At 51.6% G+C, this 15,772-nt stretch carries 14 protein-coding genes; 11 read left to right on the top strand and 3 right to left on the bottom strand.

Annotated elements, in window-relative coordinates; translation table 11 throughout:
• Genes MUG09_RS13550 through uxaC form a run of 6 tightly spaced genes read left to right on the top strand, consistent with a single transcriptional unit; the run spans nt 1 to nt 5,191 of the window.
• Entirely contained in the window at nt 1–738 is a 738-nt protein-coding gene (locus MUG09_RS13550) for an alpha/beta hydrolase (RefSeq protein ID WP_244771971.1), read from the top strand.
• A gap of 8 nt (nt 739–746) precedes the next feature.
• Nucleotides 747–1,412, top strand: coding sequence for an RraA family protein (locus MUG09_RS13545; RefSeq protein ID WP_244771970.1), 666 nt, complete (start codon nt 747–749; stop codon nt 1,410–1,412).
• A 9-nt stretch (nt 1,413–1,421) separates the two neighbouring features.
• Entirely contained in the window at nt 1,422–1,748 is a 327-nt protein-coding gene (locus MUG09_RS13540) for a UxaA family hydrolase (protein ID WP_244771969.1), read from the top strand.
• A gap of 11 nt (nt 1,749–1,759) precedes the next feature.
• Nucleotides 1,760–2,974: a UxaA family hydrolase gene (locus MUG09_RS13535; RefSeq protein ID WP_244771968.1), complete on the top strand. Its 1,215-nt coding sequence runs from the start codon at nt 1,760–1,762 to the stop codon at nt 2,972–2,974.
• Nucleotides 2,975–3,000: 26 nt separating this feature from the next.
• Nucleotides 3,001–3,771 carry an SDR family NAD(P)-dependent oxidoreductase gene (locus MUG09_RS13530; RefSeq protein ID WP_244771967.1) on the top strand — a complete coding sequence of 257 codons (771 nt, stop codon included), beginning with the start codon at nt 3,001–3,003 and terminating at the stop codon, nt 3,769–3,771.
• 13 nt (nt 3,772–3,784) lie between these two features.
• Nucleotides 3,785–5,191 carry a glucuronate isomerase gene (gene uxaC, locus MUG09_RS13525; RefSeq protein ID WP_244771966.1) on the top strand — a complete coding sequence of 469 codons (1,407 nt, stop codon included), beginning with the start codon at nt 3,785–3,787 and terminating at the stop codon, nt 5,189–5,191.
• 62 nt (nt 5,192–5,253) lie between these two features.
• Here uxaC and MUG09_RS13520 read toward each other — a convergent pair whose 3' ends face one another.
• Complete coding sequence (locus MUG09_RS13520; protein WP_244771965.1) at nt 5,254–6,372, bottom strand: enolase C-terminal domain-like protein; 1,119 nt, start codon at nt 6,370–6,372, stop codon at nt 5,254–5,256.
• Between the two features lie 156 nt (nt 6,373–6,528).
• Nucleotides 6,529–7,185 carry a GntR family transcriptional regulator gene (locus MUG09_RS13515; protein ID WP_244771964.1) on the bottom strand — a complete coding sequence of 219 codons (657 nt, stop codon included), beginning with the start codon at nt 7,183–7,185 and terminating at the stop codon, nt 6,529–6,531.
• A gap of 176 nt (nt 7,186–7,361) precedes the next feature.
• Between MUG09_RS13515 and MUG09_RS13510 the strand changes: the two genes are divergently transcribed.
• From MUG09_RS13510 to ade, 5 genes are all read left to right on the top strand, one after another.
• Nucleotides 7,362–8,105 carry an SDR family NAD(P)-dependent oxidoreductase gene (locus MUG09_RS13510; RefSeq protein ID WP_244771963.1) on the top strand — a complete coding sequence of 248 codons (744 nt, stop codon included), beginning with the start codon at nt 7,362–7,364 and terminating at the stop codon, nt 8,103–8,105.
• A gap of 445 nt (nt 8,106–8,550) precedes the next feature.
• Nucleotides 8,551–10,335: an adenine deaminase C-terminal domain-containing protein gene (locus MUG09_RS13505; RefSeq protein WP_244771962.1), complete on the top strand. Its 1,785-nt coding sequence runs from the start codon at nt 8,551–8,553 to the stop codon at nt 10,333–10,335.
• A gap of 11 nt (nt 10,336–10,346) precedes the next feature.
• Entirely contained in the window at nt 10,347–11,906 is a 1,560-nt protein-coding gene (locus MUG09_RS13500; protein ID WP_244771961.1) for a SulP family inorganic anion transporter, read from the top strand.
• Nucleotides 11,907–11,918: 12 nt separating this feature from the next.
• On the top strand, nt 11,919–12,182 hold the full coding sequence (locus MUG09_RS13495; protein WP_244771960.1) for a hypothetical protein: 264 nt from the start codon (nt 11,919–11,921) through the stop codon (nt 12,180–12,182).
• On the top strand, nt 12,182–13,912 hold the full coding sequence (gene ade, locus MUG09_RS13490; RefSeq protein ID WP_244771959.1) for an adenine deaminase: 1,731 nt from the start codon (nt 12,182–12,184) through the stop codon (nt 13,910–13,912). The genes MUG09_RS13495 and ade overlap by 1 nt, the downstream gene beginning before the upstream one ends.
• 286 nt (nt 13,913–14,198) lie before the next feature.
• Here the strand turns inward: ade and MUG09_RS13485 are convergent, their stop codons facing one another.
• On the bottom strand, nt 14,199–15,767 hold the full coding sequence (locus MUG09_RS13485; protein WP_244771958.1) for an alpha-L-rhamnosidase-related protein: 1,569 nt from the start codon (nt 15,765–15,767) through the stop codon (nt 14,199–14,201).
• Between the last annotated feature and the right edge of the window lie 5 nt (nt 15,768–15,772).

Here is a 15,772-nt window from a genome sequence, read left to right as displayed (position 1 = left end):
GTGAAGCAATATTCGTGTCCCTTCTCCGAGGCAACGCTGGCGGTGCAACCGGCAGAGCAGCCCAAGGCTGTGGTCTTGATTTGCCCTGGAGGTGCCTACCAATGGCTTTCGCCTCGGGAAATGTGGCCGGTTGGTAATGCCTTTCTTGCACAAGACTATGGTGCAGCGGTTCTCTCCTACACGGTGGGAACCGACTTGGGGACACTGCCCTTGCGGGAGGCTGGTTGGGCTGTGGGTGTGCTCAGGCAAGCATTTCCATACCTGCCTGTCTATATTGTGGGGTTTTCGGCTGGAGGTCATCTGGCAGCAAGCCTTGCGGTGCATGCGCATCGTATGAATCTGGAGAAGGTCGATGCAGCGGTACTGTGCTACCCGGTCATCAGTGCAGGAAGGTATGCGCATGTGCAGAGTATTGGGAATTTGGGCAAAGGGCCGTGTGAAGACTTCTTCAGCCTGGAACGCTGGGTGGACAAAGATACCCCGCCGGTGTTTTTGTGGCATACAGCCAGTGATGAGGCGGTTCCAGTGCACAACAGCCTGCTGTTCGCCCAAGCATTGCTTGATGCTGGCGCAGTATGCGCCTTGCATATCTACCCCCATGGGGTGCATGGACTTTCCTTGGCTACCAAGGAAGTGGAGGAACCGGAAAAAATGCGATATGCCGATGAGCAAGTCGCTTCCTGGTTTTCACAATGTTTACTCTGGCTTGCCTCTTTGAAACTTGGCAGCCGTAAGTGAGGAATATGATGAGTGATTGGAATACTGAAGCAGAAATGTTTGATCTGATGAAAGCGAAGTTGTATACCCCTGTGGTCGGGGATATTCTTGATGTGATGGGCTATACCCACCAGTTCCTTCCTCAGGCCATCAGGCCGATTAAAGAAGGTATGAAACTTGCTGGTAAGGCAATGACCGTCTTGATGATCGATGTATACGGTCCGCAGAAGAAGCCCTTTGGTCTTTTGACCGAGGCTCTGGATCAGCTCAAGGAAAACGAAATCTATATTGCAACCGGCGGCACCAAGCGCTGTGCCTATTGGGGTGAGCTGCTTACCGCCACCGCACGCACCCGCAAGGCGGTAGGGGCTGTGCTGGATGGCTGGCATCGTGACACCCCGCAGGTGCTGGAGCAGAATTGGCCGGTCTTCTCCTGTGGCTGTTATGCCCAGGACAGCAGTGTACGCACCCAGGTCGTAGACTTTCGCTGTCCCATTGAAATCGGGCAGGTGACGATTGAGGACGGTGACATCATCTTCGGTGATATCGACGGGGTGTTGGTAATTCCCAAGGCCATTGCCGAAGAAGTGGTGGTGAAATCGCTTGAAAAGGCGAGTGGGGAAAAACTGGTTCGCAAGGCGATTGAGGACGGCATGAGTGCAACCGATGCCTTTGCCAAGTTCGGGATCCTGTAGGAGATGAGCATGCAAACAGCTTTTCAGATCGGCCGTGACGACAATGTAGCCACCGCCTTGACTGAGCTGCACATCGGAGCGGTCAAGCTAAACGCTGATGCCGGTCTCTCCGATCTGTCAGCAATCGAAACAATCCCTGTAGGGCATAAAATTGCCTTGCGGGATATCGCCGAGGGTGAGAAGATCATCAAATATTCGGTGGTAATCGGCGAAGCCACCCAACCCATCAAGCAAGGGAGTTGGGTGCACTTGCACTGCATGAAAAGCTGTTATGATGAACGATCAAGTCACCTGGACATCCATACCGGTGCTCCTACCGACATTGAATACAAGTAAGCGAGGATCAGATGAATGCATTGAATCGTACGTGGTCGGGATACTTGCGCCAAGACGGCCGCAAGGGAATCCGCAACCGGGTGCTTGTAATCTATACAGTGGAGTGTTCGGCATTCGTTGCCCAGGAGATTGCCAGACAATCAGGGAATTTGGACGTCGAGTGTGTCGGATTCGAAGGGTGCACCGACAATGAGTATGCGGTACGCATGCTCATCTCACTCATTCGGCATCCGAACGTGGGAGCGGTCCTTGCGGTGGGATTGGGTTGCGAATATATTCAGCCTGAATGGTTGGCCGATATTGCCAAGGAGGAGGGTAAACCTGCTGATTGGTTTTATATCCAGCAAAACGGCGGGACCGTTTCCTCCATCAAGAAGGGCCTTTCGATTGTCCATACCATGCTCGATGAACTGAAGCAGACCTCTCGGGTGCCTATGACCTTCTCTGATTTGGTAATCGGGGCTGAGTGCGGCGGTTCGGATTACACCAGCGGCCTGGCAGGCAATGTGGTGGTGGGCAATTTCTTCGATCAGCTTGTCGATGCCGGAGGGACGGCGATTTTCGAGGAGATTGTAGAGGCAATCGGCCTTGGCCATCTTCTGTCCGCCCGGGCGGCAACACAAGAGGCACGAAAGGATATCGAGTGCACCTATGAGAAGGCCCTGCAGTACTGCAAGAGCGTTCGCCAGTACTCGGTGAGTCCTGGCAATTTTGCCGGAGGCCTTTCGACGATCGAGGAAAAGAGCATGGGCGCGGTCATTAAAAGCGGCAGTCGACCGATCCAGGGGGTATTGAAGGTAAGCCAGAAAGTGCCTCATCCGGGTCTTTGGCTGCTCGACTCCACCCCCGATCCACACTGGATGCAATTCGGTATTACCAACCCCAACGACAACGAGGGTTTGATGGACCTGATCAGTTGCGGCAGCCATATCACCTTCCTGGTTACAGGAAGAGGTACGGTGGTGGGCAGTGCCGTGGCTCCGGTCATCAAGATCACCGGCAACAGTACGACCTATGCGAATATGATCGATGATATGGATTTTGACGCAGGAAAGGTGCTAGATGGACTTTGCAATCAAGCTGAATTGACTCAGGAGTTGATGGAGATGGTGTGTGAAGTAGCCGCTGGCACTCCCAGTAAAAGTGAAGCGCTCGGACACAAGGAGTATTTTATTCCTTACAAATTCCAGGAGAAGGAAGTCGTTCGAAGGGCTTGTGAGAAATAATGCATAACGAAGAAGGAAGGAACAACATGGTTGATATGCAGAACATGTACTCCCTGGAGGGGAGAACGGCGATTGTGACCGGTGGCTCGACCGGCTTGGGCCTCTCGATCACCCGCTGTCTGGTGGCAAGCGGCGCAAAGGTATTGGTATTGAGTTTCGAGCCGAAGGAGCAGGCCGAAGAAGCCCTTTGTGAGTTCGGCTCTGCCGTAGCATTTTATCAATTCAATATTACTGAAACCGACAAGACACAGACTTTGGTTGACCAATTGCTTGCCGAACACGGCCCGATCACCATCTTGGTGAACAATGCAGGAAACCATTGCAAGAAACCAATCGAGGAAATGACGGTTGAGGATTATCAGCGGGTGCTTGATGTGCACTTGGTGGGTGCTTTCGCACTGACCAAGGCCTTGGTGCCGCATATGAAGCAGCAACAGCTTGGAAGCATTCTCTATATGGCCAGCATGACCAGCTACATCGGTCAGCCTGCGGTTGCCGGTTACTCAACCGCCAAAGCTGGACTGCTTGGGTTGGTTCATACCCTGGCCACCGAGTGCGGACCTCACAATGTGCGTGTGAACGCCATTGCCCCCGGATGGATCGACACCCCGATGTTCCACAAGGCCACCGACAATGATCCCCCTCGTCTTGCCAAGATCCTGGGAAGGATTCCGATGAACAAGGTGGGAGAGAGTTTGGATGTCGGCATGGCCGCTGCATTCTTGAGCAGTGAAGCAGCCCGCTATATCAATGGTGTATGCCTTCCGGTCGACGGCGGCGCCCTCATCGGCTTCTAAGGAGATTGCAACGATGGTCATCCCTACAACATTCAGTGAAGATCTCTATCTCGATACCGACCTTTCACGATACCTGTACAATACGTATGCAAAGGACCTTCCCATCATCGATTACCACTGCCATCTGCAGGCAAGGGAGATCTATGAGAACAAGCAGTTCGAGGATATCGGCCAGATGTGGCTTGCAGGAGACCACTACAAGTGGCGTGCCATGCGGACTTTCGGCATCGAGGAGACCTATATTACCGGGAGTGCATCGTATGAAGAGAAGTTCTACAAGTTTGCCGCCATCGTTCCATACTTGATCGGCAATCCTTTGTATATCTGGTGCGCCTTGGAACTCAAGCGGTACTTTGATATCGATGAGATGCTGTGCAGCGAGAATGCAAAGCGAATCTACGCAGAGACCAAGGCCTTGATCCAGAGCAATCGCATTACCCCCCGGTGGTGTATGGAAAAGAGCAACGTTGCATTGGTCTGCACCACCGAAGACCCGATTGACAATCTTTCCTATCACAAACAGTTGTTGGGCAAGACCAAGACAAAGGTGCTTACAGCATTCCGTCCCGACCAAGCCATGTTCTGCGAGAGGACAGGTTTTGCCTCATATCTCAAGAAACTTGAGGAGGTAAGCACTCTACCCATCTCGAAGTTTTCAGATGTGGTACAGGCGTTGGAAACGCGTCTGATATTCTTCAAGAGCCTGGGTACCACGGTAAGCGACGACGGCATTCCTTACTTCCAGTATGTTGAAGTCGACGAGGCAGAGGTAGAGGCTGTTTTCTCAAACGCTCTTGCCGGAAAACCCTTGACTTCTCGTGAGATTGATGTCTATCGGACTGCATTCCTGTCCGAGATGGGCAGGCTCTATCACAAGCACGGCTTTGTCATGCAGCTGCATGTGGGCACCTATCTGGATGCCAATACCTCAAAGGTTGCGGCAATTGGACAGTCCACCGGCTTCGATTGTACCGACGACCGCAGCAGCGTGCACAGCATCGGATTGCTTCTCGATCGACTGACCAAGGCGAATACTCTTCCCAAGACGATTCTCTATCCGTTGGATATTTCCAAGATTGAGACGTTCGCAGTGCTTGCAGCCGGGTTCTGTGACAGCGAAGCCAAGGCAAAAGTCCAGCTCGGTGCCCCTTGGTGGTTCAACGACCAAGTTTATGGGATGGAGCACCAATTCGAGAGTGTATCCAATCTCTATCCCTTGTCGCTGGGTGTGGGCATGCTTACCGACAGCCGCAGCTTTCTCAGTTATCCCCGCCATGAACTCTACCGCAGGTTGCTGTGCAGGTATCTTGCAAAGCTCGTCGAGCGGGGTGAGTACTTCGGAGGGGAGAGCTATCTGAAAGAAATCATCGAGCAGCTGTGCGTCAAGAATGTGAAGGAGTACTTCGGATTCCAGGTTTAAACTGAGCATCCATAGTATGAAAAATAAGGCGCTCCTTTGAAGAGGGAGCGCCTTATCTATGGTCAGATCCTTGCTTCGCGGTAGCTCTTGCAACTGGACTTGATCAAGTCCCAGTCGAGATTCACCCCTAAGCCCGGACCTTCGGGAACGGTGATCATGCCATTGCCGTCGATGGGCAGCATGCCCTGCATAGGCAGCTGATAGTTCTCCTCGGGTACGAAGTATTCAAAGTATTCGGTATTTTTGATGGCGCATCCAACGTGAAGATTTGCAACATCCATGTAGTTCATGGTGGTGGTATGGATCTCACAGTTCATGCCGAAAGCTTCGGCAAGGTGGGCGATCTTCATCGTTCCGGTAACACCGTCCTTCCAGCTTACATCGGCGCGAACGATGTCTGCGGCACGCTGGGCGATGACCTGAGCCACTCCCCAGTGGCATCCGCGTGTTGTTTCGGTGGCGGCGATGGGGATGTCGAGGGCACTGCACAGCTGCGAGTACTTCTCCAGCTCAAAGTCCCTGAACGGTTCCTCCAGCCAATAATACCCAAGTTCCTCAAGCTGTCGCCCTACCTTGATAGCCTCGTGCAGCGAATACTCTGCAACAGGGTCGCTCATAAGTATAAAGTCGTCGCCTACTGCTTTGCGAAGTTGTTCATGGACTTTCATGTCGAAGGCGATGGGGCCGGCGGGGTGGGCTTTATAGCCCTTGATGCCGCGCTCTTTATACTTCAGGGCCTCCTCGACATATTCATCGATGGTTGCATGGAAGTTTCCGCTTGCATAGACGGGAAGTTGTTTTCTGTAGGCGCCAAGGTATTTGTACAGAGGCAGGTTTGCTTCTTTCGCTGCAAGGTCGTACAAGGCTACATCGATTGGCCCAGGCAGATAGACAGGGAAGAAAGTCAAGTGACGGTCGATGGTCCAGAATTCGTGCCATATCTTTTCCCGGTCATGGATGTCACGACCGAGCACCACCGGAGCGATTGTCTCATGTAAATAGCTTTCTGTGATGGTTCCGCTACGTGCAGCAAGGGCGGTCGCATAGCCTTCAAGGCCGGTGTCGGTGGTGAGTTTGAGTACCACCACATCCCAAGGCATGGCAGCACTTCCCTGCCGTTTTTTGTCAAACAGACAGCGGTTGCGTTCCACCCACCAGGTTTCAAGTCGTTCTATGTGCATTGTGATCACTCCTTCAAGTTTGAGAGCATGTAAGCTCTACTGTGTATTATTGATATATTAGCATACGGATAAATCTCTATACAAGCATGATTATCATGAATAAAAATATGATATACCTTAAATATGCAAGAAATAAAGACGATTAATACAGATATATCATAAAGAGAAAGACCTATAGGTTTCCAATGCACTGATTTGTGCGGCGTTCAGGTGTTCTACGCATGCTTGGCGAATCCGGGAAAGATTTTCCCCCACGATGGCCTCCAGGATCCTGTGATGTTGACGGTATGTCTCATCCATACCTTTGCTGTGTGAGGTTTTCACTCCCAGCATCCCGATTCTCAGGCCTTCAAGGAAGAGTGGTTTGCATACGCTGATGAGCTTGGCGTTGTTTGAGCAGCTGATCAGGTACTCATGAAAGGCGATATCCTGACTGTAGAAGGTAAGCGGAGCCGTCTCTTTTCCTTGTTCGACCAGTGCTTGCAGTTTTTTGTCATGTTCGTAAAGCGTCAAGAGATCCATCTGATGCAGATACTGGACCAACACCTGCGCCTCGAGCATTTTTCGCAACGAGAAAAGGTCCAGGATGTCCTGCATCGCCAAAGGTTTGACCAGTGTCTGTTTGCGTGGATACATCAGCACCAGGTTCTCATTCTGAAGCAATAGAAGCGCTTCCCGAACCGGAGTCCGTCCCAAGGTGAGGATGTCCATGATGTCGCGTTCGATGATTACCTGACCCGGAAGCAGTTCTCCGGTCAGGATTCTTCGTTTCAAGTACTCGTAGGCACTCTCTTTAAGAGTGTTTTGTTCCATGGTTTTTCCCTTATAATATATCACTAATATCCATCATATGGTGAGAGCCGGCGAAATACAAGTATTCAAATCTTGATAAAGCCATTAAACTCAGCTTGAACTGCATTATATCGTGTGATATAGTGGGAATATACTAATATATCAAATGAGTTTGATGTATCGTAAGGAGTGGGTGTATGATTGACTTGCAAGGGTATCGAGGAATAATTACCGGGGCTTCGAGTGGTATTGGTTTGGCTATTTCCGAGGTGTTGGCCGGTTGTGGTGCGCAGGTGTTCTGTATCAGCAGGACGGGCAAGCCCAAGGATTCGCATACCGTTGTCCCTCAGGGAGTGACGCATATTGCCGCAGATATCTGCGATACCGACCAGATGAAGTCCATCATTGACAGGATAGCTGAAGACGGCGGTTTGGATTTTTTGATCAACAATGCAGGCATCACCATCAAGAAGCGGGCGGAAACGATGAGCTTTGATGAGTTCGCCCAAGTGCAACAGGTCAATGTGTGTGCTCCCTTCAACCTTTCTGTGTTGTGTTTCCCCTATCTTTCGGCTTCCAAGCATACCGGCCGCATTATCAATATTTCCAGCATGGCGGCTCATCTGGGCTTTTCCCAGGTGGTACCCTACAGTGCCAGCAAGAGCGGTATTGCAGGGTTGACCCGCGGTCTGGCCGTCGAATGGGCGCAGAATAATATTACGGTGAACAGTATTGCTCCGGGTTGGTTCCCGACCGAGATGACCAAGCAGGTGATGGACGAGGAGCGCAAGCGTCTGATCCTCAACCGCATGCCGATGCACGCCTTCGGCGAGGCCAAGGACTTGGGTGCCATGGCTGCCTTCCTGTTGTCCGAGCATGCCCGTTATATCACCGGTGTTGATTATGCAGTCGACGGGGGGGCATTGGCCTACGGGTTCTAATGTTTTTCCATACACGTTTGTTCAAGAGGCAGGGGTTGAAAGGCTCCTGCTTTATTGTCTGCCTCGGCAAAATGCTTCAGCTTTTCAAAAAAATGTCACTTTTATCTTTACAAATGAAAAAAACTGTTCAAAGAATTATCATATAATTCCGTGGCAGCGGAGATGCAGGACGGGAAGCCTGGTCCGTATCGTTGATACGAAGCCGCTGTTTCTCACATCCAATATACAACGTATCAAGCAGAGTCGGAGGCCTGGTTCGCGGCTGTGTGCCGTCTTGTACGTACCAATCCACAAAATTCCGAAAGAGGCGGAGCAGGACGGGAAGCCTGATTTGTAGCAATACCTCCTCCCTTACACCATTCGTCTGGATACAAACTGCAGGACGGGAAGCCTGGTTCGCCGAGAGGCCGGAGTATCTGAATTTTGCTTGATTGGAGGATTCACAATGGAACGAACGATTGAAAACCTGAGGCAGTACATACGCGCCGGTCGCGCACTGATTCCTGCCGACACCCTTATTCTGCATGGAAACCTTGTCAATGTCATGACAAGCGAAATCTATCCGGCGGATGTAGCCATCTATCAAGATATGATTGTTGCGGTAGGCGATGTATCTGCCTACCAAGGCCCGAAGACCAAGGTCATCGATGCTTCGGGTAGCTATCTGGTGCCCGGCCTCATCGACGGACACATCCACAGCGAGTGCAGCAAACTCAGCATCACCAGTTTTGCCAAGGGCATAGTGCCCTCGGGAACCACGTGCATGGTCAGCGGCCTTGATGAGTACATCTCGGTCAGCGGCCTTGAAGGTCTTAAGGAGGTGTTTGCCGAGATCAAGCAGAGCCCGCTCAAGGTCTTCTGGGGAGCTCCTTACAAAACACCCTACACGTTTCCAACCTCAACCATCTCCTGTAATTTCAATCCGGAAATTCATGCACAGGTACAGACGTGGCCTGAGTGTTTCGGCGTGTGGGAGACGGTGCGGGAAGCGGTACAGGAGTTGGATGAAGATACCCTGGGAGCCCTCAGCCTCTCGTACAAGAATCGGCTGCCGATTTTCGGCTGTGCCCCCATGGCCCGGGGCAACGACTTGAACGGCTATCTGTGTGCAGGCGTCCGCCTGGACCATGAGAGTTATGACCATCAGGAAGTGGTCGAGAAATTGCGCAAGGGCATGCACATGGTCATTCGCGAGTCGTCGGTAACTCATTTCCTTGCCGAGAACATCCGTGCTGTGACCGAGGTGAATCCCTCCCTGGCCCGGCGTGTGAGCTTTTGCACCGATGATGTTACAGCGAAAGACTTGGTTGAGAAAGGGCATGTAGACCACCTGGTCCGTCTTGCCATCAGGGCTGGGGTTTCTCCTATGACGGCCATCCAGATGGGAACGATCAACAGCGCCGAAGCGTACAGGATCGACCATCTTGTCGGCTCCATCTCCCCAGGGCGTATTGCCGACATCCTGTTGGTGGATAATCCAAGCTCTTTCAATGTGCAGGCAGTCATCGCCAACGGGAATCTGGTGGCCCGCGACCACAAGTTAGCCTATGATTTGCATGCTCCGAAGCGCAGCAGCCTGCTTACAAGCGAGTTGAAATGCAAGCCTGTCACGGCAAAGGATTTCGAGTATCGAGTCTCATTGGCGAACGGCAGGGCCAAGGTCCTGTCGATGGAGGTCAAAGGACCGTTCGTCCGTAAGCGCCGGGATGTGGTTCTTGATGTGGTCGACCATGTAGTCCAACCCGATACCGATCAGGATGTCCTGATGGTCTCTGTTCTCGAGCGGTTCGGCATCAACGGGAACAAGAGTCTTGCTTTCTGTTCGGGCTGGGGACTGCAGGCAGGTGCGATGGCCTCTTCGGCCGCCCCTGATGACAACAATCTCATCGTATTGGGCACCAATGCCGAGGATATGGCGTTTGCTGTGAATCACCTGATCAAGGAAGGCGGCGGGCAGGTGGTGGTCAAGGATGGAAAAGTTCTGGACTTTTTCTCCTTGCCTGTCGGCGGCATCGTCTGCGACCTTGAACCTGGGGAAGTAGCTCAAAGGGAGGATGAAATGAACGGTGCAGCACGATTGCTTGGTTGTAACCTGCCTGAACCGTTGATGTACATGTTCTTCCTGCCTATCACCGCCATCCCGGACTATGCGATTACCGATGTCGGGCCGGTCGACTGCATTGCGTTGACCACCTTCGATCCGATACTCGAACTTGTTGAACACACATAAGGAGTACTGAAATGGAACGAACTCTTGGACATGTTGGACTGTTTCGGCCGGGAGATCTCGGCGGTGTCGTCTACTCATATTTCGGCAATATCATCAATTTTATCATTATCGCGTATGCCTTGCAGGGCATAGGATGGCCTGATTCCATCATCTACGGTCGGGTCATTCCCGGTCTGGCTCTCGGGTTGATGCTCGGCTGTCTGGCCTATGCATGGCAGGGCTACCGCCTTGCCAAAAAGACAGGGCGCAAGGATGTGACGGCCCTTCCTTCGGGTGTCTCCACTCCTGCTATGTTTGTGTATTTGTATGGCGTAATCTATCCCTTGCATTACTCAGGGCTTTCGCCTGAGATGTGCTGGATGGCCGCCACCGCCGCGTGTTTCCTCGGTGGGTTCATTGAGATGCTCGGAGGTTTCATCGGACCGTTCATCCGCCGCTTGATCCCCCGGGTCGCCATGCTTGGTACCGTAGCAGGCATCGGCTTGGTCTGGATGGCAACCGCCGGCCTTTTTGAAGTGTATCATGACCCGATTCTCGGCATGCCTGTTGTGGTCATCGCAATCATCGGCCTGATCGGCGGCTATGTCTTCAAGAAGCGGATTCCTATGCTTCTGGTCTCGGTGGTGTTCGGCATTGTCTGGGCCTTGTTCTTGGGCAGGGTGCAGGTCGACACCTCAACGCTTGGAGTATCGCTTCCCGTTCTCTCCATCGGGGCTGTCTTTCAGGGATTCAAGTACATCATCCCTTTCCTCAGCGTCATCATCCCGATCGAGGTGTACAACTTCATTGAGACGATGGACAACGTTGAATCGGCCATTGCAGCCGGCGATGAGTACAATGTCGGCCAGACGCAGATCATCGATGGTGTCTGCACCATGGTATCGGCCCTCTTCGGCTCCATTGTTCCCAATACCGTCTGGCTCGGTCATGCAGGCTTGAAGAAGAGTGAGACAGGAATCTCCTATTCGTGGATTTCTGCAATCCTGTATGCATTGTCCTCTGTCTTCGGGCTCTATGGATTCATGAACTCCCTGATGCCGGCTGTAGTTGCTTCGATCACCTTCCTGTGGTGTGCCATGTTGATGCTGGTCCATGCCTACACCGATGTTCCCAGACGTCACGGGGCTGCGTTGGCCATCGCCCTCATTCCCCATCTCGCCGATGCTCTGTACACCTATGTCCGTGATGCCCTGGGTGCCTTCGGCATTTACTTGGAGGAGACGCTGACCATGAACAGCTCGGATGAGATCAGCCAGGCGATGATTACCTACGGGGTGGTCTGGAAGGGTGTGGTTGCCATGCACAGCGGGGCGATCATCACCAGCATCCTCTGGGCGACGGTGGTTGCATTCATCATCGACCGCCGCCTGGACAAGGCGTCCATCGCCTTTGTGGTGGCTTCGGTTCTGTCGTTTTTCGGGTTCATCCACTCCCCGGCTCTGGTCTTTGGAATGGCTACGATGAGCTTCCCCTATGCTGAGGGATACTTGCTTGCTGCAGTCATTTGTTATGCCATCCATCTTGGACACAAGAAAATTATGGATGTGCCCCGCCGGTATGACTACGTCTAAGGAGGAAAGAGTATGGATGTTAAATGCGTACGTGTTCTCAGAAACTATGAGGATGCCAAGGATACCAAGAAGGTTATCTATATTGATGAGGCAGCCAGGTATGCCCTGATCAAGCAATGGGGAGACTCTGTGATGGTCAGAGGCCGCAGGGATGTGAAAAACGTAGTGATCAAGCCGCTGAAGGAACTTGACCAGGATGGGTTCATTGCAAGGGCTAGTGAAGCGCTCATCGATGAGCTGTACATCGAGTACGGCGAAGAGGTGTTATTGATTTGATGGGAAAAACACAATTGAAGAAGCTTGTTGATGTGGCAAGCGGCAGACTTCCTGCCGACTTGGTCATCAAGAATTGCAAGGTTGTGAATGTCTATAGCGGTACAATCCATGAGGGTGATATTGCCGTTTGTGATGGCATCATTGCCGGTGTCGGCACCTATGAAGGTGAGACTGAGATTGATGCACAGGGGCGGTATGCAGCCCCTGGGTTCATCGACAGCCATATCCACATCGAGTCCTCCTACGTTACACCCGAAGAGATGGGCAGGTTGGTGGTGCCCTATGGGACCACCACCATCATTGCCGATCCTCATGAGATGGTGAATGTCTGCGGTCTGAAGGGTTTGTCCTTCATGCTTGATGCGGCCTCAGAGACTGCTCTGGATATTCGTTTCATGATTCCCTCCTGCGTTCCGGCAACCCCGTTCGAGCATGCAGGGGCGGTCATCGATGCTGAGGCCATGCGTATTCCCATCGCCGATGAACGAATTCTAGGGGTGGGGGAGTTCATGGACTTCCCGGGAGTCATCAATGCCGAGGATGGGGCGATGGACAAGTTGCTCCTCGCCCGAAAAATGGGCAAGCTTGTCGACGGTCACTCGCCCGGAGTTTCCGGCAAGGCGCTCAACGCCTATGCATCAACCTTGATTCACACCGACCATGAGTGTTCCACCATCGAAGAGATGCATGATCGCATCGATCGCGGCATGTACGTACTGTTGCGAGAGGGCTCTGCATGCCACGAGTTGGCCCATTTGCTTAAAGGCGTTACCTCTGCGAACAGCAGGCGCTGCCTGCTTTGCAGTGATGATCGTCAGCCGAAGACCATCTTGGAAAAAGGCCATTTGGATGAGCATCTGAGAATTCTTGTACATGCAGGCATTGATCCGATAGTCGCCATTCAGATGGCAAGTCTCAATGCAGCCGAATGCTTCCGTCTTTTCGACCGAGGGGCGATAGCTCCGGGCCTGCGGGCGGACATTGTGCTGCTTGACGACCTGAAGGAGTTCAAGGCGGATGCGGTATTCATCGAAGGCCGGTTGGTTGCTAAACAAGGAAACTACCTTCTTGAGGTGACTCGTCACAGCATAGAACAGGTGAGGGGAAGTTTCCATGTCAAGGATTTCTCAGTTGAGAAGTTGAGGTTGAAGCTCACACGTGATGATGTCACCACCATTGACATTCTTCCTGGGGGGGTGGTAACCGCCAAGGGGAAAGCACGTATAGCACGTGACGGGCAAGGGCTCTTCATCCATGATCCATCCCAGGACATCGTCAAGGTTGCCGTGGTGGAAAGACACCAGGCCACCGGCAATGTTGCGGTCGCCCTGTTGCGCGGCTATGGCATCACCGAGGGGGCAGTGGCCATTTCCATCGCTCATGATTCCCACAACATCATCGTTGTGGGGGTGAACGATGATGATATGGCTGCTGCCGTTCAATCCCTGACCGCCCAAAACGGTGGGATGGTACTGGTAAAGGACCGAAAGATTCTTGCCTCCATGCCGATGCCCGTCGGGGGAATCATGAGTGACCAAAGCGGTGAATGGGTCGACCGGAAACTGAGTGAAATCCATGAAGTGGCATACCGGGAATTGCACGTCAAGGAGGATGTTGAACCGATCATGACGCTCTGCTTCATGTCCTTGGCAGTAATCCCGGAGGTGAAGCTTACCGATATGGGTTTGTTCGATGTAACTACCTTCTCATTTATTGCCGTAGAAGCATAGTGCGTGCGGGACGGGAAAGCACTCCTCCCGTCCCGCACCGATTGGTTTGCTTTTCTCATCTCTGCTTATGGATCCATTAACGAGGGAATCGTCACATCATTGTGTCGGATTCCCTATTGTAAGATCTTGCTTGAAGGATAAGGCAATTGCTATGTACAAGAGCATCTTACAAGTGATTACTGGAACTTGCATGGTGTGCAACACTAATCTCTGGACAACGACGCTTGAAAGAGCAAGCACGTTGCATTATGTCTGTTCTGGGTATTGATGATTTAATCGTTGGTCTTTAGTGAGTAACAGCCCCCATTTCATCCAGTTTTTGCAGCAAGTAGGTAGGGGTGCAACTCCATGCATGACAAAAACTCGTGATTGCAACACTTCCATACGGTGAAAACATTACATCATCAGGATTATGAATTTCCCAAAATGTATCAGATCCCAAATTCACCATGGATCCCCAAAGCTTGGTAATCGCTTCACGAGCTTTCTCATAGAGACCAACTTCCAGTAATGCCTCAACATAATAGTGCATCAAGTAGGGTGTCATTGGACGATGTTCAAGACGCTCCGTTCGGAGTAGTAAGGCTTTTGCTTCATCTCCTTCGATCGTCTGTCCAAGTACCATCCAAATTTGAGAAGCCCATGAAACTTGCTGCATCGTACCACTTGTAAAACACCGTAGTTCTTTGTTGAAGCACTTCCGACTAGCTTGTTTCAACCTATGCTGTAAAGCAAGAAGTTCGTTATGATCATCTTGGTCGTTCAGTAAAGAAGTGATGCTTATCGCCGACTTAAGGCAATACAAGAAAGTCCCTTGTGCTGCAAGCCGTTTATCCAGTGAATCGTCCCAATCGATGAATGCCCACCAGGTAGGATCTTCTCGAACCATATCTTGTTCCAATAAACTCATTGCAATGCTGATTTGCTTTCTTGCTACCGGCCACAAGGTTCTCAGTGTTGGCAGGTCGCCGCTTGCTTGCACATATTCCAATAGCGTGGGAATGAATAGTACATAGTAATCGAATAGGTAGATAGTGTCGGGATGAGGTTGTGGGTGTAAGTATATGCATGAAGGCACTCTGCCTTGAGCATCACACATACCGGCAAACAAATAGAGGCAACGCTTCACCAAATCATAGTGTTTGTAGCTGGCATAATTTGTCAAAGCCTGTAATCGTAAATCGCCAAGCCAAAGTCTTCGATCACGTTTCGGCCCATCTTCGAAGACACTCTGCATGCACTCTCGCAATGTGGTTCGGCTGACTTCATCGATGGAGCCGAGCAGTCCTTTATACTTGGAAGTCGCTACTTCGAAGGTGGGAGCACTGGTCTCTCTGATGCAGTGCAGCGAACTCAACCTCACCGTGTTCTTTTGAGAAATACCTAGAATTTCGAGACACACATACCGGAATGCAAATCGCCTTGGAACTGCAATGTGCTGCGGTGTTGAGTCGACTGTTACTATTTCTTCCTGGAACCATGTATCGCTTAACCATCCAGCATATGATTCTCTATAACCGAACAGTTCACATGGCATTTCCCCAAAGGAAATCCTTATCTTTATTGGAGCGTCCTGTGGAGGCCCGATGGTTTCCAAGGTGAAAAACACATGGCCGACCACGTGCTGTCCAAAATCATAAAACTGAGGCTTCTGTTTCTCCAAGGACTCCATAGGAAAGGATGCTGGTCCCAAATCGATGACTCCTACCGTATGTAAGGCACCTTGTTGTTTTTGAAACCGGACTTTCCGTAAAGGCAAGCATTGTTCTTTCTGAAACACCGGAGAAAGAGAATGTGCAATTTGGAGATATTCTGGAACATACTGAGTCTTGGTGATTTCATTTTGTGTAAACATGGTCT

Origin of the sequence: Sphaerochaeta associata (assembly GCF_022869165.1) — a bacterium.
Classification (GTDB): Bacteria; Spirochaetota; Spirochaetia; order Sphaerochaetales; family Sphaerochaetaceae; genus Sphaerochaeta; species Sphaerochaeta associata.
The sequence above is the reverse complement of the archived record's forward strand: the minus strand, read 5'-3'. Positions and strand labels throughout refer to the sequence as shown.

Excerpts from the sequence above, each read along its gene's own strand:
- MUG09_RS13505 (WP_244771962.1), top strand. The coding sequence starts at position 8,551 with ATGGAACGAACGATTGAAAACCTGAGGCAGTACATACGCGCCGGTCGC.
- MUG09_RS13495 (WP_244771960.1), top strand. The coding sequence starts at position 11,919 with ATGGATGTTAAATGCGTACGTGTTCTCAGAAACTATGAGGATGCCAAG.
- MUG09_RS13540 (WP_244771969.1), top strand. The coding sequence starts at position 1,422 with ATGCAAACAGCTTTTCAGATCGGCCGTGACGACAATGTAGCCACCGCC.
- MUG09_RS13510 (WP_244771963.1), top strand. The coding sequence starts at position 7,362 with ATGATTGACTTGCAAGGGTATCGAGGAATAATTACCGGGGCTTCGAGT.
- MUG09_RS13515 (WP_244771964.1), bottom strand. The coding sequence starts at position 7,185 with ATGGAACAAAACACTCTTAAAGAGAGTGCCTACGAGTACTTGAAACGA.
- MUG09_RS13485 (WP_244771958.1), bottom strand. The coding sequence starts at position 15,767 with ATGTTTACACAAAATGAAATCACCAAGACTCAGTATGTTCCAGAATAT.
- uxaC (WP_244771966.1), top strand. The coding sequence starts at position 3,785 with ATGGTCATCCCTACAACATTCAGTGAAGATCTCTATCTCGATACCGAC.
- MUG09_RS13535 (WP_244771968.1), top strand. The coding sequence starts at position 1,760 with ATGAATGCATTGAATCGTACGTGGTCGGGATACTTGCGCCAAGACGGC.
- ade (WP_244771959.1), top strand. The coding sequence starts at position 12,182 with ATGGGAAAAACACAATTGAAGAAGCTTGTTGATGTGGCAAGCGGCAGA.
- MUG09_RS13545 (WP_244771970.1), top strand. The coding sequence starts at position 747 with ATGAGTGATTGGAATACTGAAGCAGAAATGTTTGATCTGATGAAAGCG.
- MUG09_RS13520 (WP_244771965.1), bottom strand. The coding sequence starts at position 6,372 with ATGCACATAGAACGACTTGAAACCTGGTGGGTGGAACGCAACCGCTGT.
- MUG09_RS13530 (WP_244771967.1), top strand. The coding sequence starts at position 3,001 with ATGGTTGATATGCAGAACATGTACTCCCTGGAGGGGAGAACGGCGATT.
- MUG09_RS13500 (WP_244771961.1), top strand. The coding sequence starts at position 10,347 with ATGGAACGAACTCTTGGACATGTTGGACTGTTTCGGCCGGGAGATCTC.